Here is a 20,899-nt window from a genome sequence, read left to right as displayed (position 1 = left end):
TCGCCGGTCTCTCAGGATTTAGTTCATGCCTTCTCGATCGACTGAGGCGTACCAAACCCAAGCGGTTGATATTCATCCGGCGGCCGATCGCCTGTGGTTTGAGCTGTGGCGATCGCAGTCGATCAAGCAGCGCTGGCAACGGGTCTGTGGTTTGCAGCGTCAGGGGCGTTGTTTGGCTCTGTGGGCGGCTCGGCAGCGGTTGTCCGCAACGGCGAGTGATGCGGCGATCGCTCAGGAATTTGCGCGGGCGATTTTGGGCGATCGGTTGGGCGATGGTGGTTCGGAGCGGTTGACCTATGGCGGGGATCCCATGACTTGGCAGCAAGATCAGTCAGCGATTTTGGCTCAACTGCATGAACTGTTTGAGCAGCGATCGATTCCCTATTTGGTGACTGGTGGGCAGGCGGCGATTATTTGGGGTGAGCCACGGTTCACGACGGATTTGGATATTTTGTTGGCGATCGATGGGGCGCAACTTTCGGCGCTGACCGAAACCCTGGAAGCGGCGGGTTTTTATGTGGCGGAACCGCTGCACCACACGATCAACATCATCCACCGCGATCGAATTGACAATGCCGATTTGATTCTGTCGCAGCAGACTCCGTTTGAGCGTTCTGCGCTGGAGCGGCGGTATCGGGTGGAAGCGCCGGGGATTCCGGTTCACTACATTGCCACGGCTGAGGATGTGGTGTTGGCGAAGTTGTTGTGGCGGCGCAGTTCCCGATCGGAAAAGCAGTGGCGGGATTGTTTGGGGATTGTCAAAATTCAGGGCGATCGCCTCGATCGCGCCTATTTGGCGACTTGGGCAGAGCGGCTGAGTTTGCAGGATGACTTGCGCGATTTGTTGGTGGCGGGTGGGCTGTAGCGGTTGACCCATAGCCGATCGCGCGGGGGTTCTCGCAAAATAGAGGTGGTTCTCCACTCGATCACCCCATGAATTTTTACGAACGATCACTACGAGCTACAGCGGTAGGCTGCGAGAAGCTAGCCGAGTCCTTGAAAAAAAGTAATTACACCAAAAGCTCAATTGGAGATTTTATTCAGTACCGTAAAAGCTCTAGCGAGAAAGGTGATAGAGAAATTAAACAGGTTGGTGTTAAACGCCAGACGATCTCCAAAATGTTTAATGGGCATAAGGTTGATCGCAGAATTTTTCTTGAAGTATGTAAGCTATTGGGGCTGAATTGGCAGGAAATTGCCGAGTTAGAAACTGGTGAGCCGCCTGCTCCGAACGTGGCATCGGATGCGATCGATGTAGCGTGGGTGCGATCGCAGGTGGAGGCGGATTTGCGGCGGCGGTGCGGCACGATGCGGGTGCTGGACATGGAACAGCCGATCGCCCTGGGGACGATTTACACCCAAGTGAATGTGCTGGAAAAGCTGACGGCAAATCAGCGCCTCAGCTCATCGGAGATGCTAGCAAAATGGAAGAGAACACAAGACCCTGGTTGTTTTGGTTTAGGCAGAGTTCGAGAAGGAAAAATCTCTGGACTAGAAGCAGTTACTAAACATGAGGCGTTGATGGTTTTAGGGCGGCCAGGTGCAGGTAAAACCACGTTTCTAAAGTATTTGACAATTGCGTGCTTGGATAGAGAGTTTTTAGGCGATTTTGTGCCTATCTTCGTCACGCTCAAAGAGTGGACAGAATTTCCAGGCGAGCCAAATTTACTGAATTTTGTATCTCGGCAGTGGTCAGATTGTGGGATTGATGATGCCGAATCTGTTTTGCATCAATGTCTGAAAAATGGTCGAGCGCTGGTCTTGTTAGATGGGCTGGATGAGGTGTTGGCAGCTCACACAGATCGAACGATTCGGGAAATGCGGGATTGGGTCGATCGTTTCCCCAAAAATCATATTCTTGCTACCTGTCGAATTGCTGCCAAGGAATACACCTTTGAGCGCTTTACTGAAGTAGAGGTAGCAGATTTTTCGGAAGAACAAATTCAAGAATTTGTCACCAATTGGTTTACTCATCACCAAGATTTACCCAAAATTGAACGATTCTTAGACCGCTTAAAAAATGAACGTCCGATTCTGGAGCTGGCTAGCAATCCGCTATTGTTGACCTTGCTTTGCTTAGTATTTGGTGAGAGTGGTGATTTTCCAGTCAACCGAGCCAAGCTCTATGAAGAGGGCGTGGATTTGCTGCTGAAAAAGTGGGATGGCAAGCGAAATATTCAGCGAGATCAGGTCTACAAAAATCTGTCGATTAATCGTAAGGAAGATTTGCTTTCACAATTGGCGCTGGCAACCTTTCAAGAGGGAGCTTATTTCTTTGATCAGCGAGTAGCAGAAGATCAAATCATGGCTTATATCCATAATTTGCCGGATGCCAAGGATGATCCAGAAGCTTTGCGGTTAGATAGCGAAGCTATTTTACGCTCGATTGTGGCTCAACATGGCTTGCTGACAGAGCGAGCACGCGGGGTTTATTCCTTCTCTCATTTGACCTTTCATGAATACTTTGCAGCGCGAGAAATTGCTGTCAGTCAAAATTGGCAAATATTAACTCAATATTTATTTAAGAAGGATTGGCAAGAAGTTATATTGTTAGTTGCAGGCAGTGTTCGACAAGGCGATCAATTAATATTCACTTTAAAACAAGCAGCGGATAATCTATTGGCTGGCGATTCAACGTCACAAGCATTCTTGGTCTGGCTATCTAAGAAATCAGAATCAGTGCGAGTATCTTATAAACAACAGGGAGTTATTGCTTTTTATTTCAATCTTGTTTTGTGTATTACGATTGGAGATCCTCTTGTTCGAGCTTTTGATCGCACTCTCGATTTTGGCCGTGATTTCATGATTTCTGTCGATTTACTTCTTAGTCAGGCTGTTAATACATGGCAGGCTGTCAATACTTTTATTGATCTCGAACAAGCCAAGATTTTTGATGACAATCAAATGATTGATATCAATCAGTCAAATGCAATCATTCTTGATCTTCTGCTTGAACAATCTCTTGATTTATTATGCCAATTAGATAATCAAGTACTAACAAGTCAGATCGCCAATATAAAGAAACAATTGAAGCCTTTACAAGACCTTCCTTGGGAGCAGCAAAAGGAATGGTGGAAAAGCGAAGGGCAAAAATGGGTTCAATCCTTGCGAGCTGTAATGATTGAGCATCGTAATATTGGTCATGATTGGCAATTCTCTAAGCAACAGCAAGAAGTTTTAAAAAAATACTATGATGCTAATTTGCGGTTGGCAGAATGTTTGAATACCGATTGTTATTTGTCCCGAGACGTGCGGCAAGACATCGAAGCCACAATGCTGCGCCCGATCGCCCAAATTGAGGCCTACTACGCCGCCAAAGGCAAACCCTATCCACCCGTTCCCAACCCCTAACCCGCGATCGCAGACAGAGGCGATCGGGGACTCGCAGGCACAAAATCTTCCTCCCGCAGCCCCAACTCAATCAGGTCATCAATCAAAGTGTCCGTGCCATTCCACTCCACCCGAATTTTGCGAGTGAAACAGACATAGGCATCCTCCGCAAATGCTGCTCACTCCCAGTCTAGCCGCTGCCATTTCCCGCCCGATACACTAGACAGCAACCACCCCACTCGATCGCCCCATGCCACCCTCTGGTCTCTCGGTGACAGAACTCTATCAACGCTTGCAAACCAGCCCCCAAGCGATCGCGCAGTTCTGTGAAAAATGGGCGATCGTAGAACTAGCGCTGTTTGGGTCTGTATTGCGCTCAGACTTTCGGGCTACCGGAGCTGATCCGAGCGATATTGATTTGCTCTATCAAAGCGCCCCGGAAGTACACTATGGTTTCAAGTTTTTTGACTTGCAATCAGAACTAGAAGCATTGCTGCAACGTAAAGTTGACTTGATTAGTAAAAAGGGACTTGAAATGAGCCGCAATCCCCTACGTCGCCAAGAGATTCTCAACGCCGCTCAAGTTATTTATAAAGTCTCCAGAGCATAACAATGAGCAGAGATCAGCAAGCTATTCTTGATATCATTGATTCGATTGAACTCATTCAAAATTATGCTCGATCGAACAATTGGAGCCAAGCCAGAACGATAGAACATGATGCAGTTATTCGGCGCTTGACGATTATTGGTGAAGCGACCAAGCGCCTATCAATGGAGTTTCGCACTAACCATCCAGAAATACCGTGGAAAGCAATGGCTGGGCTACGAGATTTTGTCGTCCATGAGTATGATGTTATCAATTTGGAAATCATCCAAGATGTGGTGAATTTTGAACTTCCCAAACTGTTACCACTCTTAAAAAGTTTGCTAGATGGAGAATTCTAATTAACCTGACACAAGACTTTGGGTTGCAACTGACTGATGATGCCGACTTTTTTCCCGAGTGGCGATCGGCCCAAGCGAGCCTCAGCCCGCTCGAACAACAACTGCTCGATCGCGTCAAACAGAACGTTCAAACCCTGCTCGAAGACCCACCCCTACTCGAAGACGGCGTGAAAATGGTCGTGCTTGCGCCCCTACGAGGCTTGGGGTCGGGCTATTGCGGGCGCTGGACGATTACTTCGCGGATCCGTTGCTTACGATCGGGGTCGATCGCCACCAATCGCACATAACAATCCAGGTTTTCCGCCAAACAGGTTTCCAACTTCCCGATCGCCTCCGTTTCCTGGTGCGGTTCCGCCGTTCCGTAGCATTGCCAGGAATTCGCGTTGTAGTGGCGCTTGTCGGCCACTTCGATCCCTAGCCGGTAGCCGTTGTTAACGATCGGCACGAGCTGCGATCGAATCGTCGGGCCCAAGGGCTGCACCAACTTCGGCCGCTGGCTGCTGCGATATTCCAACTTCGCTTCCAAATCGGGATTGCCACTCAAGGGCGGCAACTCCGGTTCCAGCTTGGGCCGGGGCACGCCGCTGGGTTTGGCTTCCGGGGCGATCGGCTGGGTTTGGGTGTGGGTGGCCACGGCCGGCTCGGCGGCGATCGGCTCCGGTTGGGCAGTGGCGCTGTAGGGGCGCGATCGACCCTGTAGCCCGTTGGTTTCGCCTTGGCCGTTTTGGCTCACCATTTCGCTGACGGCATTGGCCTCGCCGTGGGGATTGTAGGCCGCCACCAGGTGCAGCTCCCGAATTCGATCCTGCTCCTTCACCAGGGCCGCCCCGATCGTCTTCAGTTGTTCCAGGGTCGGTTGCGGTTCCGCGAACTGGGGCAGCGCTTCCTTGGATTTCAGCAACCGATTCGACACCTGCGCTAAACCCGTGTCTTGGATGAACTGCCGCACCAGGTCGTCATAGACCCGCGATTTCATGGCCCCAAAGAAGTCCACGGACTGGTTGGGGAAGGTTTCCACCAGTTCGGCCACGGCCCGATCGGCCAAACCCAGGCCCTCAAACATGCCGCGCACCACCTCCAGCCGTTCCGCCGCCGTCGGTTCCCAATAGAACTTGTCCATCCGCCCGTCGCGGATCAGGGGCGCGTAGAGCGTGCCAAAGTCATTGCCCGTAACGATGATCGGAATCCGGCGCACCGGCTCGCTGTCGTAGCTGCCGGGCAACTGCACGTTGGTGGGGTTGTCGGCAATGTTCATCAGGGTGGCGTTCACCAATTGGGTGTTCACCGTGTATTGGGTCAGGCGATCGAACCGGCCCGCCCCCGCATCAATATCGTTAATCAGCAGCACACACATCCGCCCGCGCACCTTCACCATGTCCGAGGCTTCCCGGTAGCGCAACCGCAACAGCCGCGCCGGGTCGCCCGCGTCGGGGCTTTCCAATTCGCCGCCGGAAATATGCACCGCGTCGATGCCCATTTGCTCAAAGACCAGGTTGCACTGGAAGGTTTTGCCCTCGCCTTTTTTGCCGTGAATGCCCAAAATCAGCGGTACGGGCACACGGGGCAAGTTCAGGAAGTTCTTGACCACATGGACGGCGACTTTCTCGGTGAAGCGGGGCGAAACGAAGTAGGACATGGTGCGCAACGGAGACAACGGGAACGGCGCAACCCAAGCGCCAGGGCAATTATCGCCTATCCCGTACCCCTCCCCGATCGAACCCTGATTAGCAATTGTTTTGGGTGCGATCGGGATTGCGATCGGAATGCTGTTGCCGGAACTAACCCACAGCCCCCTTGCATCAATCTCCTTGCGAACTCCTTACGAACAAAAGACCTCTTGCATCAATCAAGAACCTCATCCCAAATCCCGCTCCCAGATTCCTGATTGACTGAAAAAACACTCAAACACTGGGTTGTTCCGTAGGTTGGGTTGAGCTTTGCGAAACCCAACTCGATCACTGCAAGCCTTGCTGCTGTTGGGTTTCGTACCTCAACCCAACCTACGAAATGATCGTTAATTAGCCCATCTTGATCAGAGGGGGTTAATTTGTGCAAGAGGTCTAAAGAATCCTGACCGGTAAAGAATAGGAACTAGGAACAAAGAACTAGGAACAAAGAAGTAGACAGTATGGCCGAAATTGCATTTTTGGGATTGGGCGTGATGGGCAGCGCCATGGCTGCCAACTTGGCCCGGAGTGGAGCAACGGTGCGGGGCTGGAATCGCACGCCCGATCGCCCGACGGTGGCCCAAGCGGCGGCGGCGGGCGTGACGATCGCTCCCGACTTGGCCGCAGCGGTGGCCGAGGCGGATTTAGTCTTTTCCTGTTTGGGCGATGTGCCCGATGTGCAGCAGGTGTTGTTGGGAGCGGGCGGTGCGGCAACGGCGGCGCGAACCGGGGCGCTGTTTGTGGATTTCACCACGATCGGGAGTGTGGCCGCGATCGAGCTGGGAACCGCCTTGCGATCGCTGGGGTTTGGGTTTTTGGATGCGCCGGTTTCCGGGGGAGACGTGGGGGCCCAGCGGGGAACCTTGACGATCATGGTGGGGGGTGAGCTGGCGGATTTTGAGCGATCGCGCCCTTGGTTGGCTCTCATGGGCCAAACCATTCGCCACTGCGGCCCGATCGGCAGCGGCCAAGCGGTGAAGCTCTGCAACCAGGTGTTGGCCGCTGGTCACATGCTGGCCCTGTGCGAGGCCCTGCAATTGGCCGCTGCCCAGGATTTGGATCCGCAGTTGGTGATTGAGGTTTGCAGCACTGGAGCGGCCGGGTCTTGGGCCTTGGCGAATTTGGGGCCGAAAATTTTGGCGGAGGACTTGGCCCCGGGCTTTGCGATCGCCCACATGCAAAAGGATTTGCGTTTGGTGACAGAAGCCGCTGGTCACTGTGCTTTACCGGTGACGGAACTGGCAAATCAGATTTTTCAGCGGGTTAGCGCCCTTGACGACGGCCAAGGCGCACAACAAGGCACACAAGCGGCGATTCGCGCCTATAAGACAACGATCCCGAAATAATTCTGTGCAATTTGAAACCGTAAGCTAAAGTAGACACTCGGTAGGTTGTTCTATTTTCTTGTCAACGTTGGGTTGGCAACCTGTGATCGTGAAATCTGTTGCAAACTCCCTGGTGTCTAGTCCAGCTTCCCCTGGGCGTATCCTGTGGGGACGGTCGATCGCCCTTGGTGTTGCGGGCACGGCAATCGTGTTAATTGCCCTGCCACTCACGGCCGGCAAGCAAACCCAGCCCAAAACGGAGGCCAGCACACCCTTACCGGTGTCGCCCCTCAGTTTTGATTTACCCGGTGATGATGCTTCCCGATCGGGTTCCGGCTCGATCGCGAGTCAGCCAACCGGCGGCAGCAACGGAGATGTACCCATTTCGGATCCCTTTGCCGCCAACCTGGAATCCATGGCCACGGTTCCCACCACCAGCGGCGCAGCACCCGGCCAAACCGGTGCTGCCCCCAACAGCGGCACAGGAGCCACCGGAAGCACAGCCACCGGTAGCCAACCCAACCCAACCCAGTCGGCCCCAGCAGCGGCCCCAACCACCGCCCGCCCCACGCCGGCCGCTCCGCTGAAACCCAGCAACGCCAAGCCGCCCACCGCGCCACCCACCCGACCGGCTCCCAACGGCCAAACGATGTTTTGGATGGAGCAGGCTCCCCAGCGGGCGTTTAATTTGCAAAAAGATTTGCCGGTTTATGCCCAAATTTTCCAAAGCCCCACCTCCATGGGTGTGGTGGCTGTGGGAGTGGCCGAAGGAAACTATCGGTTGATGGTGCAAAACGGCAGTTTGTTTGTGCAGCCCACACCGAACTATTACGGCCATACGGATCCGGGCAATTTGTCTTGGGGGCAGCGGGTCACCAACTACGGGGCTTGCAGTGACCAGGGCCGCAGTGGCGGTAACTTGGCCGTGGCCGATCGCGCCTGTGTGGAGCGGTTGTCTGGGCGGTTGCCCACGGCCCTCACGGATCTGTATGCCGCTGGCATCGATCCCTACGAAGATTTGCAAGCCTTGGTTAATGCGATCGACCTGTATAACCAAGCCAGTCCGGTTCACTCCCGCTGGTTTCCCCAGGCCTTGGCGATCGCTCGGCGGGGGGGTCTCTCGGGGTTGGAGGCCTATGCTTGGGCCCGAACGGCTTCCTTTTATTTAGACAGCAACGATCGGTTGGATATCCGCAACGGCACGAACCGGGCTTCGGGCCTGTTGGGCATTTGCTCCCGGGAAGGTCGCGCCGTCACGCAATGGGAATGTGTCTATGCGGATCAGGCCCGTCGCGTCCAGGCGATCGCCACCACTTACCAGAGTTTCTTGAAGCTGGCCACCAACAAGAGCCGCCGGAGCTAGGAGCTGGCTGGTTTTTCCCGATCGCTCCATGGATGATTGAGGCTACCCCTAAACCTAAACCACCGCTGCCGCCCGATCGCCCGTTAACCGTTCAATGCTGGCCACCAACTCCGGCGTAACGTGGGGCTTCAGCATATAGTCTGCGGCCCCCAGACTCAGGGCCACCTGTTTGTATTGCGTGCCGCTACAGGAAGTCAGCAGGATCACGGGCACTTGGGCGGCGTTGGGATGCTGGCGGCGGGCGTTCAAGAACTCTAAGCCCGTCATGCGCGGCATTTCAATATCGGAAATGACGAGATCAATATCGGAGCGCTGCCGAAGCTGGGTCAAGGCTTCCAACCCATCAACCGCTTGCACCACACGATAGCCCTGGCGCTCCAGGGTCAGGGTCAAAAGGCGGCGCTCGGTGTCGGAATCTTCCACCACCAGCAGGGTTTTGCCGCCTTGGGCGGTGGCGGGACTGTGGGGCACAACCGGGGCATTGGGCAACTCAGCGGGCAATTCCGGCGCGATCGGTGGCGGGGCGGCGGGCTGGGGCAACTCCGGAGGCGCGGCAGCAACGATCGGCACGGCCTCGACTTGGGCCAACAGTTCGTTACCATCGATCGCCAAGACCATGCGCCCATCGCCCAAAATGGTGCAGCCATAGATGTAGCGCGGGGCGGGCAGGGCCTCCGACAGTTGCCGCAACACCAGTTCCTGTTCACCCACAACCCCATCCACCTCGATCGCCACGGGAGTGTCACCGGCATCCATCAACAGCAAGGGCGCGAGGCGATTGCTCAAAAATGGCGTGATTGCGCCCATGTCCGATCGCAACAGGCCCGGGGCCAAGGAACTGTAGCGCATCAGTTCCGCCAGTTTGCGAATGGGAATGGTGATTTCGGGATCTTCGCTGCTGGCTCGCCACCGCAAAATCCGCTGTCCCCCAAGCATTTGGGTTTGTTCCGGTTGAGGAATCAGAATTTGGCGGACGCTTTCTGAGGGCAGGGCGTAGGCCGCGCGATCGGCCTGGCAAACCAACAGGCGAGCGGTCATCAAACTCAGGGGCACCCGTAGGATGAAGGCCGTGCCACGCCCGGGACTTGATTGGATGGTGACGGAGCCTTTGAGGGATCGCATTTGCGATCGCACCACATCCAACCCCACGCCGCGCCCAGACAAATCGGTAACTTTATCGGCGGTGGAAAAGCCCGGCTCAAATAACAAATCCAAGAGGGCTTGGTCTGAGGTGGTTTGGGCCCGATCGGGCGTGAGCCAACCGCGTTCGATCGCCTTCTGTCGCAGCCGTTGGGGGTCGATGCCTTTGCCATCGTCAGCCACCCAAATCAACACATGGTTACCCTGTTGTTGGGCCCGCAGCTCGATCGTCCCTTCGGCGGGTTTGCCCCGATCGCGCCGTTCTTCCACCGCTTCAATGCCATGGTCAAAGGCGTTGCGCACCAGGTGCAGCAGGGGATCATAAAGCTGCTCGATCGCCACCTTGTCAATGGCAACCCGCTCCCCCACCACTCGCAAATGCACCGTTTTGCCATAGCGGGCGCACAGTTGCCGCACCAGGGGCCCGAAGCGATCGAACACGGCCGCCGCCGGTTGCATTCGGGTATCCATCAAACTGTCGCGCACCTGACCCAATAATCGGCGTTGTTTGTCGAGGGTGGTGGCCGTTTGTTGGGCATAGCGTTCCACCACTTCCGCCGTGGAATCTAGCCGCTCGGCACTGTCGAGGGCCGCATCGATCGACTGTTGCAAAATCAGATCGTTGGCACTGGTGGCGGCGGGAGAACCATTGAGCGATCGGCGATCGGTGGGGCGCTTTTCCAGTCGATCGCGTGCTTCCGCCAGCAGGCGACGGTGTTGGCGCAGGCCTTGGCGAAACCGTTCCAGGGCCGATCGCAACTGTTCATCCTGCAAACTTTGACGATTTTCATTAATCAACAGCTCCCCCACCAGGTGTTGCAGGGATTGCAGCCGATCAATCTCCACCCGAATTAGGGGAGTTGGGGTTAGGGGTTTGCTGTCCACCCGTTGCGGCTCAGCCGATCGGGCCGGTTCCGGAGTTCCACGGGGGGCCGTTTCCGCCGTCACCAAGGGAGCAGGTGGGGGATTGGGCGGGGCCGGAACCGGTGCGGCAACGGGCGCTGGAGTGGGTGCGGCAATCGCAGGCGATCCACCAGCGATCGGGGGGGCAGGTGTGGGGGCAGGTGGGGAATCCGTGGTCAGATCCAACGTGCCCTCGGTCAAATCCAACCAACCGGCCGGCATCTCATCACTGAGATCCATGCTGAGATCCAACGTGCCCTCGGTCAAATCGCCCAGGTCTCCCGGTTCCGGCTCCCGACCCGCCAGGGCCGCCAATTCCGCCGACACTTCGCCACCCTGGGTGCGATCGCCCGCCACAACCGCCTCTTGGGCCGCTTGCCAATTGCTTAACACCGCCTGGGCCACCACCAAGGGCCGATCGCCCTGGTGAGCCACGGCCTGGAGTGCCGCCTCCGCGATCGCCTGGAACCCCGGCAGCCCCAAGGATTCCCCTAATCCCGTAAACACCTCCGATTGGGTGGCCACCGTTTCCAAGGCCGCCGGCCCATCCCCCGCCGCCACCAGCGTCGCCAACTGATCAATCCGTTCCTTCACCCCCGTTTCAAAAATCGACTGCACCAGGTCAAACCCCAGTTCAGCGGAGGTGGGCAACTTTTGTTCGCGCTCAAAGCAGTCTCCCAACAGGGTTTGGATTCGGGCAAAGGCATCGATCGCCTGATCCAACACCTCTTGATCGGCCTCCCGTCCCTGTTCCCATTGGGTGGTCAGGGCCAAGCGCAAACATTCATAGAGCTGAAACAACAGCCCCTCCAGTTCCACTTCCACTTCAGCTTCCGGGTCAAACAGGGCCCGAAACACGTCCTCCATGTGGTGGGCGATCGTGGAGATGGTTTCCAACCCCACATTGGCGGAAGCCCCCTTCAGGGTGTGGGTGGCACGCATCAGGGCATGGATCCGCTGTTTCGAGGGATCGTCGCGCAGTTGCAACAAATCCGTCTCGATCGATCGCAGCAGGTCTTGGGACTCACTGAGGAAGTATCCGTAGGCTTCCTCGCGGATGGCGGGATCGAGCATAGGGGGCTACCGGAAACGACCTGGTTTTGGTCTGTTGGAAAAACGAACGGGGGTTAAGCAAAGCAGCAACAGGGAGCATCGGGGGCAACCGAGGCGCAACTCAGGAGCGGCGCGATCGCCCCCTGGCGATCGGGGCTAAGGCAACTCGGCCGTTAGTTGACCTTGAACCGACCCACACTGGCTTGCAGCTCTTGGGACATGGCCAACAGATCCTCAAAGGAAGCAGTCAGGGCCACGGAACTGGAAGAGGTGCGATCGGCGATCGTCGCCACCTCCGTCATCGTGTGGGCCACCGCTTGGGCCTGTTGGGTTTGGCTGGCGGCGGCTTGGTTAATGCCCTCCACCAACTGGCCAATTTGGGCCGTCACATCCACAATTTCGCTCAGGTTCGATCGGGTATCGCTCACCAGATTCGTCCCCGCCACCACCTGTTGAATCCCTACCTCCATGGCCTGGGCCACCGCCTGGGTTTCCGCCTGAATCTCTTCCACCAGGGCCGCAATTTCCGTGGTGGCATCGGCCGACTGTCGGGCGAGCGATCGCACTTCATCGGCAACCACCGTGAAGCCGCGACCATATTCCCCGGCACGCGTTGCCTCAATGGCAGCATTCAGCGCCAACAGTTGGGTTTGGGTGGTGAAGTTGCCAATCAGGCTCACGATCTTCGAGATCTTTTGGGACGATTCACTCAGGGCCCGAATCTTGCGCCCCGTTTCCGCCACCGTGTCCCGAATCGACAGAATGGCATCCACCGTCCGGTTCATGGCCGCATCGCCTTCCTGGATCGTGTTGGTGGCTCGTTGCACCGCCTGGGTCACCTGCTGGGCGTTTTGGGTCACGTCCGTGCTGGCTTCCGCCATGGTTTGCACCCGCTGCACGGCCTCCAGCAGGGCCCGATATTGTTGCTGGGCTTGGTTAGACAACTCACCAATGGCGCTGGAGCTGGTGGTGGAGGTATTGGACACCTTGGCCGCCGTTTCTTGCAGCTTCACCACAATTTGCCGCAGGCTTTGCAGGGTGTTGTTGTAGGCATCGGCGATCGTGCCCACTTCGTCTTCGGTAATCGGCGCGCGCACAGTGAGATCCCCTTCCAGGGCCGGCCGCACCGCCATCAGCAGATTCAGGGCCTTCTGTTGCAGAGCTTCGCGGGCGGCCTTGTCCCGTTGGGCGGCCTCTTCCACCTGGGCCGATTTCCGCTGCAATTCTGCCAGGGTTTCCGCCTGCTTCAGGGCGATGCCCAACTGTGCCCCCACCTGGGCCACGAATTCCACTTCTGAGGTTTCCCACTGGCGCGGGCCGCTGTTTTGGTAAATCGCTAGCAGTCCCCACAGTCGATCGCCCTGAAAGATGGGGGTAATGGCATAGGCGCGGGCTTGGAACCGTTCCAGCACACTCAAATAGCAGGGGGTGAACCCAGCTTTGTAGATATCAGGAACCACAAAGCTTTCGCCTCGGGCATAGCGGCCCCCTTCGTTTTCCTGAAGGTAGGTGTCCCGCACCCGGCCGGCGTTGGTGGGGCGAGCTTGGGTCAGGCCGTTGATGGCTTCGCAATCGCTCATTTCCGTTTGGAAACTTCCGTCACTGTCGGGAGAGTCCAACAGCCGCAACCAGCCGGGGCCAACGGATTCCGCCATGAATTGCCCGCTCCAGTCAGGCTGGAATTGATAGATCCCGACCCGATCGACTTCCAGAATTTGGCGTAATTCCGTGGTGGTGGTGCGGAAGATGGTGCGGATGTCCAGGGAAGCGCGAATTTTGTCGATCGTTGCGGAAATGGCCTTGTTCCGTTCGGCGGACTTTTGGAGCTGAGCCGCTTGGGTTTTGAGCTGTTCCACATACTCGGCCTGTTGCAGGGCCAAGCCCAGTTGGGTTCCCAACCGAGAAAGGATCTGCCCTTCCAGTTCTTCCCACTGGCGGGAGTTGCTGTTTTGGTAAACCGCCAACAGGCCCCAAAGGTCATTGCCTTTGAAGATTGGGGCGATCGCGTAGGCCTTGGCTTGGAATTGTTCCAGCAAGTCAAGATAACAGCGGCTGAAGTTGGCTTGGTAAATGTCGTTGACGAGCAGGGTTTCGCCCTGGCGATAGCGACCGCCCTGGTTGTCTTGCAAATAGCTGTCTTCGACGCGGGCCAGGGAGCGCCCGCCCCGTCGGTTGTTGCCATCCCGCAGGCCGGCCCCGTCGCGATCGAGCAATCGTTGCCAACCGGGGGTGACCGCTTCGGCCACAAACTCACCGCTCCAGTCCGGATCGAACCGGAAGATGCAGGCGCGATCGGCCTGGAAAATTTGGCGAATTTCCTGGGTGGTGGTGGCAAAGAGGCTGTCAATGTCCAGGGATTCGCGGATTTTGTTCATCACCGTCAGCAGGGCGCGGTCTTGTTGCACGTTGCGCTCAAGCTGTAGCTTTTGATCCTGAAGCTGCTTCAGATATTCCGCCTGTTGCACCGCCACACCCATTTGCTGGCCCATTTGGGTCACCAGGTCGGTTTCTTCCGGCTCCCAACTGCGCACTCGATCGTTTTGATAGACCGCCAGCAGTCCCCACAGCTTATCGTTGGCGATCACGGGGGCGATGATGTAAGCCCGGCATTGGAACTGTTCCAACAGTTTCAGGTGGCAGGGATCGTAGTCTTGGGTTTGGATGTCCGCCACGGTCAGGGTTTCGCCGTTGATGTAGCGGCCGCCTTTGGTGCGCTCAAAGTAGCTGTCGCGGAAGGTTTTGCCCAACAGCGGTTTCCAGCCCCGGCCCACGGATTCCGAAACGAAATCGCCGCTCCAGTCGTCGCTGAACCGATAGACGGCGGCGCGATCGCACTCCAACAAAATTCGCAGTTCGTCGGTGGTGGTTTGCATGATCGTGGCCAGATCCAGGAATTGGTGAATCTTGTCCACGATCGTGGCGATCGCCCGTTGGCGGCCCACTTGTTTTTGCAGTTTCTCGATCGCGCTGAGCTGGGCAATGCTGCGGCTCACCTGATCGCTGGCATATTTCACCAGTTCCGCTTCCAGGGGACTCCAGGGGCGCGGGCCGCTGTTTTGATAAATAGCCAGCAACCCCCACAGTCGATCGCCCTGGAAAACCGGCGCAATCATGTAGGCTCGTCCCTGGAACCGTTCAATGAGCTGCACATGGCAAGCGCTGAGGCCACCGCGATAGATGTCCTCGCATTGATAAACATCCTTGGTGTTGTAGCGGTTGCCTTGGGTGCTTTCAAAGTAGGTGTCGCGGAAGGTGTTCCCCACCAGGGCCATCCAACCGGGGGCCATGGATTCGGTGATGAATTCCCCAGTCCAGTCGAAATTGAACCGGTAAATGGCCACCCGATCGGCCGATAGTTGCAACCGCAATTCTTGGCAAAGCCGCCGCAGCAGTTCATCCAAACTTTGGCTGTCTTCGATGGTGCGATCGATCCCATCCACCGGTAGGCGGTTCCCGCTGGCCGCTTCCCCATCGGTGGTCACCAGGGCCGTGCCGATCGACTCCGCAAACTGCTCAATTTGCTCCATCTTTTCCATCACGAATCGATCGGGCCGGCCCGATCGTTCCAACTCCGCCTTCAGGGCATCGACTGCATCTTGGAAACGGCGCAAATCAGGAGCGGGGCTATGCTCAACGGGGGGAGTGCCGTTGCGGGCCGGGCGATCGTCACGAACCGTGCGCGAAGCATCAAAGTAAGCAGTCATAGGAATTTAGGCCAGAGAGCAATCGGAAGAACAGAGAGTCATAGAGCCGTTACCAGTGGGCCCGCCAGGCCGCCAGCCAAGAGACCAGCAACCATTCAGCAGTTCCCCATCACGGTGGAAATCACGGCCACACTGGGGCCCTCGGGGCAAGGGGAGCCAAGCAACATCAAGCAAGGGAACGTCAAGCCATGTCCAAAAACATGAAGCAACATCAAACAATCAAACAAAGTTACAAAGGTTGCAAAAGTTACAAAGGAGCAGAAGCGGATTTGAGCAAAGGTGAGTTGGGAAAACAGGCTCAGGACTGGGAAATTTCCCAGCAATGGCGGGGCAGGATTGGCGCGATCGCCCCGAGGTCCAATCCCGATCCCGATGGCCAAGCGTCCTAGCCGGCCTGTTGGGCGCTGGCCCTGGCGATCGCGCTGGGGTTCAACACCATACTGCTGGCCTCGCTGAGGTAGCCCTGAACAAAGGGCAAGAGCCGATCGGGAAACAAACCTGCGCTGGGCGGCTGAACATTTGGAGAATCGTGCCACTCGATATCTTCAATTTGGGGCACGACCAGCCCCAGGTTCTGGCCATCACACTCCAGAACAATGGCGATGGCGGATGAGGTGGCCGTCAAATCCGGCGCAATGGCCGGGAAGCCCACCAACTGGTTAAGGTCGATCGTCCAAATGATTTCACCGCGCCAGTTGTACACCCCTAAAACCGATTCTGGCATATGTGGCACGGGCAAAATGTCCGTGGCCGCAATTCGCAGCACTTCCCGCACCTCATCGATCGGGAGCAAGGCCGTATCCTCAAATCCCAGGTGAAAACGCAGGAAGCGCTGACCATCGGTACTGAGGGCGCTGCCGGCCGACCTGGTGGGCAGGTTCAAAATGGCGGATCCGTCGCCCTGTTGCAGCCATTGGGTGAGCGGATCCAGGGGGACGCTGGGTTCCGGCGCTGACGGGGCGATCGGGGCCGGCTCGGCCGCCTCCACCACCGGCAAAGGCGGTTCCGGCTCACGAACCGATTCATCCACTAGTTCACGAACCGGCGCAGGCTCAAAAGCCACTGCTGCCACCGGAGCCGCAGGCACTTCAGCGGCGGTGTCGGCGGCTAGGGCTTGGTTAGCAATGTCCACCAGGGCCGCGAATCCTTCATCCCCAAAGAACCCCGAAGGCTCATCGTCGTCATCCCCGAAAAAGCCCAAGGGTTGATCGTTTTGATCCAAATCTGGGCCCAAATCTGGCCCCAGATCGGGTTCCGCATCGAAGGCGATGACGGCGGGGGCTTCCGGCAACGACTCCAGCAATTCCGGCAGCTCCGGTAGTTCCGGCAACGGCTCGGCGGGGACGGCGGGATCGGGTTCCGGTTCCTCAGGCAAATCCAGAACATCGGCCAACGCTGGTAACGCTTCTGGTAATGCTTCTGAGTCGGCCGCTTCAGTCGATTCCGTCAAGGCAGGAGATTCGGCGGTCTCAACTAACTCAGTGGGTGCAGCCGCTGCGATCGGCTCGGTGGATGCCGCTAACTCGGCCGCTTGGGCAGATTCGGCGGGTTCCGCAGGGGCGATCGGGACAGGCTCCGGCTCGCGAGGGGCAGCCGACGCGCCATCACCCAAGGATTCCGCCAAGGCCAGCAGCGCCGATCGGGGATCGCTGGATTCGGCTAATAACTGCGCCACCAAATTGACCAAACCGCTGCGCTCATCCGGAGCAACGGCAGATTCCGAGGATTTCACCGGTTCGATCGGGTCGGGTAATGGTTCGATCGGCTCTGAATTCACCGGCTCTAGGGATTCGGTGAAATCTGCTAGATCATCGGATAAATCATCGGTTGGATCATCTAGATCATCGGTTGGATCATCTAGATCATCTGACTCAACTTCTTCAGCCAAATCAGCTAATTCAGCCAATTCACCTTCATCAACATTGCTTGGCTCGATCGGGTCTGATAAATCGGTCAAGTTTGATAAATCATCTGGCTCAACTTCTTCGGTCAAATCAGCTAATTCAGCTAGATCATCTTCCGCTAATTTATTGGCTAAATCATCGGCCACCACCTCGGGAGGAACTGGCTTGATCGGGTCAGTTACCTCAACGGCCGTTGAATCTAAATCAGCCAAATCCGATAGATCAGCCAGATCTGACAAATCGGATAAATCATCGGATAGATCCGATAGATCCGAGGAATCGATCGCCCCTTCTGGTTCCAAATCCTGATTCAGTGCTCGGTCTGAGTCGGCTTCATCGGGTTCGATTTCGTCAACAATTGCGGCAATTGCGGCCGATTCAGAAATTACCGCCGATTCTGAGTCTGTCGATTTAGTGGGGGCCGCCGCTACGGAAGGTGGTTCTGGTGTGGGAGTGATCGGCTCGGGAGCAAAGCCAGCCAAACGGGCGATCGTGGCGATCGCGGCGTTCAGATCCAAATCGCTGCGATGTTCTGCCAGTTGGGTCAGTTGCGCAATGGTGCTGAGGGCTTCCCGAGGGCTGATGGTTGTGGGTTCTGCAATCAGTTCCGCTGCGGCTGTGTCAGGTTGTGCGATTTCTGGGTCTGCACTGGCTGGTGATTTGGTTAGAGCTTCACCCGCTGAATCTTCATCAAGCAGGCTCAATTCATCATCCAATTCATCGCCCGTTAATTCATTACCAAATTCATCACTCGTTAATTCATCATCCAGTTCGTCACTCAGTTCATTGACCGTTGATTCATCACTCAGCTCATCGCTTGTTAATTCATCACTCAGCTCATCGCCCGTTAATTCATCGCCCGTTAATTCATCACTCAGTTCATTACCAAATTCATCACTGAGCACATCACCTGTTAATTCAACATTTAGTTCACCAGTCAACTCGTCACTGAATTGATCGCCAAGTTCATCACTGGTTAATTCATCATCCAGTTCCCCGATCGGGTCAGCTTCTTCCTGGGTGAGGTCTGCAATTTCTGGTGATTCCGGTAGCTGATCTAGAGTGATTAACTGGTCGGAATCCTGCGCATCAATCAAATCAGTCGAATCATTCAATTCATCTGATTCAGTCAAGTCCAATTGCAGATCACTGATGTCTTGATCGATCGGCTCTGGATCCGTTGGTTCCTGAGTTTCTGGATCAACGATCGCCGAATCCAGTGATTCTGGATCGGGTAATTCAAGATTCGCTGAATCGATCGCGGCTTGCTCTCCTTGATCTAAAGGTTCTGAGGAGGGTTCCGAGGAAGGTTCGGGCGATCGGTCTAAGGAGGGTGGCTCCGGCGCTGCCACCGAGGGCGGACTGGCCAAGGCGCTCAACCGGGCGATCGCCGCCAACGCCGTGTTCACGTCCGCGTTGGGATGATGTTCCACCAACTGCACCAGACTGCTGATTGCGTCGGTCACTTTTTCAGCGATGGTTTTGCTGCTGTCTGAGGCGATCGCGGCCAAAACTGTCCCGATCGGCTCTGATTCTGGCTCTAGCTCTGGCGTTGGGGAAATTTCCGTTAGCTCCGTGGGCGGCTCTGCGGGGTCGATCGGGTCGATCGCTGTTTCTCGATCGGAGTCCAGGCTCGCCCCGTCATCCCCCAATGCGTCAGGAGATTCCAGCAAATCTGCCGTTTCTGGTGCCGCATCTGCCAAGGGATCCAGCAGCTCGGAATCGGCCGCCAACTCGGCCGCCAGCTCCGCCGCTTCATCGATGACTTGATCGATCGTTTCGTCGATCATTTCATCAATCGCGGCATCACTGGCCAACTCATCAATCGGGTCTTCTGAGTCGATCGCCGGTTCCACCAACGGGGTCAGCTCGGGTAAGGAGTTGATCGCCAGTTCCGGTTCTGGAGCCACGGTCTCGGAGCTGGGTTCCGCCATGCCTTCTTCTTCGATCGCGGCCCAGTCGGCTAACTCTGCTTCGGTGAGGGCCAAGGCATCCGGATCCAAGTTGAGCGTATCTGGCCCTAGGTCGCTGGGTTCCTCTGAGGGAAACGAATCCAGGACATCGATCGCCCCTAAATCCTGTTCATCCACCGCGAAATCGGGTTCCTCGGTTTCTGATGCGAGTTCTGGTGCTGGCTCTGGCTCTTCTGGCTCTGGCGGTGACTCAACAATCGCCAGCTCTGGTTCTGTGATGGGTTCTGGCTCGGGTGGTGATTCGATGATTTCCACCGGTTCAACGGCCGGCGCGATCGACTCCGCAGCACTTAACTCCGCAGCACTCAACTCGGGAGCACTCAACTCGGGAGCCACCAACGGCGATGGAGCGATCGACCCCACAGCCGTGACCAGGGAAGCGGCGGCCTTTTCCAGGGTGCTGGCCAAACCCGTCAGGGCGGCCAGGGTGGCTTGCAGTTGGGCCGCTTCAGTGGGAATGGGCAACGGTGGCGTTGGTACTTCTTCCGGCGTAATGACTTCCGGGGCGATCGACTCTGGGGCGATCGGGTCTAAATCCGGTCGGTCAAGATCTGTTGCCGCTGACTGATTGCAGTCCTCGGTTACATCTTCGGTTGTGTCTTCTCCCACCTCGATCGCGGGTTCAGGATCGATCGCGGGTTCCGGTGGGGCCACCGCAACCCCATCCCCATGACCATTCTGGGACTCTGGCCCAGCAACGTCCGACAGGACAGCCAAGGGCGGATCGCTGATCAAGGCCGCCACGCCATTGGCCATGCTTTGCACCTGGGACTCCAGGAAGTTGACGATCGGGTCTGCTTCCTGATCGCCACTTTGACCATAGGGCAAGGGCGGCAAGTCGATGTGATAGCACCATTTGGGCGATCGCTCATCCAGCGCTTGGCCACCCACCTTCACCGATTGGATCACGGCCCGATTCAACCCCGCCACGGCCAAATCCTCGATCGCCGGTTCAACGGTTTCCAAGGCCAAGCGGGCCGAGGGAGCCTGCTCACTGGCCAGCAGCAGATATAAACATCCCTCCTTCAAGGCCGCCTTCACGGTGATGGTTGGTTCCAGTCGATCGCGAATGAGCAGGGCGATCGCCTGGGGATTGGCATCCAAAGCCTGCTGAATCAATGCGGTTTGCTGCTGTGCGTCCATCGCCCACGTTCTCCCACATCCAAAAACCCAATTTTTAATTGGCCGTTCTGGTCCGCCTCGGCTGACGCTTCAGCCAGAACCTGGCCATGGTGCAGGCCCCGGCCCATGAACAGTCCATGGTTCAGTGTCCCGAACCCGATTATTTCTCTTAATTCCAGGCCTCATGGGCCCAATGGCAACCCCAATGGCACACCCTGATCATTGCCAAACTGATGCCTAATCATTGGTTGATCAATTCAATTAGCTGAGATTGGTAGCTGGGATTGGTTTGATCATCGGTTGGGTCATTGCTTAGGACATCGGTTGGATCAGTAGTTTCAGCTTGCCCCGATCGCCCCTGTTTGATATCGATCTCGCAGCTTTCAAATTGTCAATTTCCTACAAGAATTGTGGTTTTTTGTTGATGAACCTCAAGATGAACCTCAATCCCAATTCAGTTCAAACGAGAC

Annotated in this window: 12 protein-coding genes; 8 read left to right on the top strand and 4 right to left on the bottom strand. The window is 56.5% G+C overall.

All coding sequences use genetic code 11. The features are described 5' to 3' along the window. Window positions 1–25 precede the first annotated feature (25 nt). The 5 genes from VPK24_RS04855 (at window position 26) to VPK24_RS04835 (ending at window position 4,562) form a co-directional block, all read left to right on the top strand. Window positions 26–865 (top strand): hypothetical protein, encoded by an 840-nt coding sequence (locus VPK24_RS04855; protein WP_393010975.1) that lies wholly within the window; start codon window positions 26–28, stop codon window positions 863–865. Between the two features lie 68 nt (window positions 866–933). After that, on the top strand, window positions 934–3,351 hold the full coding sequence (locus tag VPK24_RS04850) for an NACHT domain-containing protein (protein WP_393010974.1): 2,418 nt from the start codon (window positions 934–936) through the stop codon (window positions 3,349–3,351). 229 nt (window positions 3,352–3,580) lie between these two features. Next, the gene (locus tag VPK24_RS04845) at window positions 3,581–3,940 is read left to right on the top strand and encodes a nucleotidyltransferase family protein (RefSeq protein ID WP_393010973.1); all 360 of its coding nucleotides are present in this window, start codon (window positions 3,581–3,583) and stop codon (window positions 3,938–3,940) included. Window positions 3,941–3,942: 2 nt separating this feature from the next. Beyond that, entirely contained in the window at window positions 3,943–4,275 is a 333-nt protein-coding gene (locus VPK24_RS04840) for a HepT-like ribonuclease domain-containing protein (protein ID WP_393010972.1), read from the top strand. Window positions 4,276–4,298: 23 nt separating this feature from the next. Next, entirely contained in the window at window positions 4,299–4,562 is a 264-nt protein-coding gene (locus tag VPK24_RS04835) for a hypothetical protein (RefSeq protein ID WP_393010971.1), read from the top strand. Here VPK24_RS04835 and VPK24_RS04830 read toward each other — a convergent pair. After that, window positions 4,487–5,911: an AAA family ATPase gene (locus VPK24_RS04830; RefSeq protein ID WP_393010970.1), complete on the bottom strand. Its 1,425-nt coding sequence runs from the start codon at window positions 5,909–5,911 to the stop codon at window positions 4,487–4,489. The genes VPK24_RS04835 and VPK24_RS04830 overlap by 76 nt on opposite strands. A 492-nt stretch (window positions 5,912–6,403) precedes the next feature. Between VPK24_RS04830 and VPK24_RS04825 the strand changes: the two genes are divergently transcribed. Both VPK24_RS04825 and VPK24_RS04820 read left to right on the top strand, forming a co-directional pair. Then, a complete protein-coding gene (locus tag VPK24_RS04825; RefSeq protein WP_393010969.1) occupies window positions 6,404–7,288 on the top strand; it encodes an NAD(P)-dependent oxidoreductase in 885 nt (294 codons plus the stop codon). A gap of 88 nt (window positions 7,289–7,376) precedes the next feature. Next, window positions 7,377–8,630: a hypothetical protein gene (locus tag VPK24_RS04820; RefSeq protein ID WP_190355708.1), complete on the top strand. Its 1,254-nt coding sequence runs from the start codon at window positions 7,377–7,379 to the stop codon at window positions 8,628–8,630. Between the two features lie 54 nt (window positions 8,631–8,684). Here VPK24_RS04820 and VPK24_RS04815 read toward each other — a convergent pair whose 3' ends face one another. Both VPK24_RS04815 and VPK24_RS04810 read right to left on the bottom strand, forming a co-directional pair. After that, window positions 8,685–11,747: a hybrid sensor histidine kinase/response regulator gene (locus tag VPK24_RS04815; protein ID WP_393010968.1), complete on the bottom strand. Its 3,063-nt coding sequence runs from the start codon at window positions 11,745–11,747 to the stop codon at window positions 8,685–8,687. A 152-nt stretch (window positions 11,748–11,899) separates the two neighbouring features. Continuing rightward, window positions 11,900–15,430 (bottom strand): GAF domain-containing protein, encoded by a 3,531-nt coding sequence (locus VPK24_RS04810; RefSeq protein ID WP_393010967.1) that lies wholly within the window; start codon window positions 15,428–15,430, stop codon window positions 11,900–11,902. Window positions 15,431–15,618: 188 nt separating this feature from the next. Between VPK24_RS04810 and VPK24_RS04805 the strand changes: the two genes are divergently transcribed. Continuing rightward, window positions 15,619–15,819 carry a hypothetical protein gene (locus tag VPK24_RS04805; RefSeq protein WP_393010966.1) on the top strand — a complete coding sequence of 67 codons (201 nt, stop codon included), beginning with the start codon at window positions 15,619–15,621 and terminating at the stop codon, window positions 15,817–15,819. Here the strand turns inward: VPK24_RS04805 and VPK24_RS04800 are convergent. After that, window positions 15,816–20,450, bottom strand: coding sequence for a chemotaxis protein CheW (locus tag VPK24_RS04800; RefSeq protein ID WP_393010965.1), 4,635 nt, complete (start codon window positions 20,448–20,450; stop codon window positions 15,816–15,818). The two genes, VPK24_RS04805 and VPK24_RS04800, sit on opposite strands and share 4 nt — an antisense overlap. Window positions 20,451–20,899: the final 449 nt, after the last annotated feature.

Origin of the sequence: Limnothrix redekei LRLZ20PSL1 (assembly GCF_043235035.1) — a bacterium.
In the GTDB taxonomy this organism is placed as follows: Bacteria; Cyanobacteriota; Cyanobacteriia; order CACIAM-69d; family CACIAM-69d; genus CACIAM-69d.
This window is presented reverse-complemented; position numbering and strand designations above follow the sequence as displayed.

Coding starts and splice junctions, on each gene's coding strand:
- VPK24_RS04815 (WP_393010968.1), bottom strand. CDS start 11,747: ATGCTCGATCCCGCCATCCGCGAGGAAGCCTACGGATACTTCCTCAGT.
- VPK24_RS04855 (WP_393010975.1), top strand. CDS start 26: ATGCCTTCTCGATCGACTGAGGCGTACCAAACCCAAGCGGTTGATATT.
- VPK24_RS04845 (WP_393010973.1), top strand. CDS start 3,581: ATGCCACCCTCTGGTCTCTCGGTGACAGAACTCTATCAACGCTTGCAA.
- VPK24_RS04825 (WP_393010969.1), top strand. CDS start 6,404: ATGGCCGAAATTGCATTTTTGGGATTGGGCGTGATGGGCAGCGCCATG.
- VPK24_RS04840 (WP_393010972.1), top strand. CDS start 3,943: ATGAGCAGAGATCAGCAAGCTATTCTTGATATCATTGATTCGATTGAA.
- VPK24_RS04830 (WP_393010970.1), bottom strand. CDS start 5,911: ATGTCCTACTTCGTTTCGCCCCGCTTCACCGAGAAAGTCGCCGTCCAT.
- VPK24_RS04850 (WP_393010974.1), top strand. CDS start 934: ATGAATTTTTACGAACGATCACTACGAGCTACAGCGGTAGGCTGCGAG.
- VPK24_RS04800 (WP_393010965.1), bottom strand. CDS start 20,450: ATGGACGCACAGCAGCAAACCGCATTGATTCAGCAGGCTTTGGATGCC.
- VPK24_RS04810 (WP_393010967.1), bottom strand. CDS start 15,430: ATGACTGCTTACTTTGATGCTTCGCGCACGGTTCGTGACGATCGCCCG.
- VPK24_RS04805 (WP_393010966.1), top strand. CDS start 15,619: ATGTCCAAAAACATGAAGCAACATCAAACAATCAAACAAAGTTACAAA.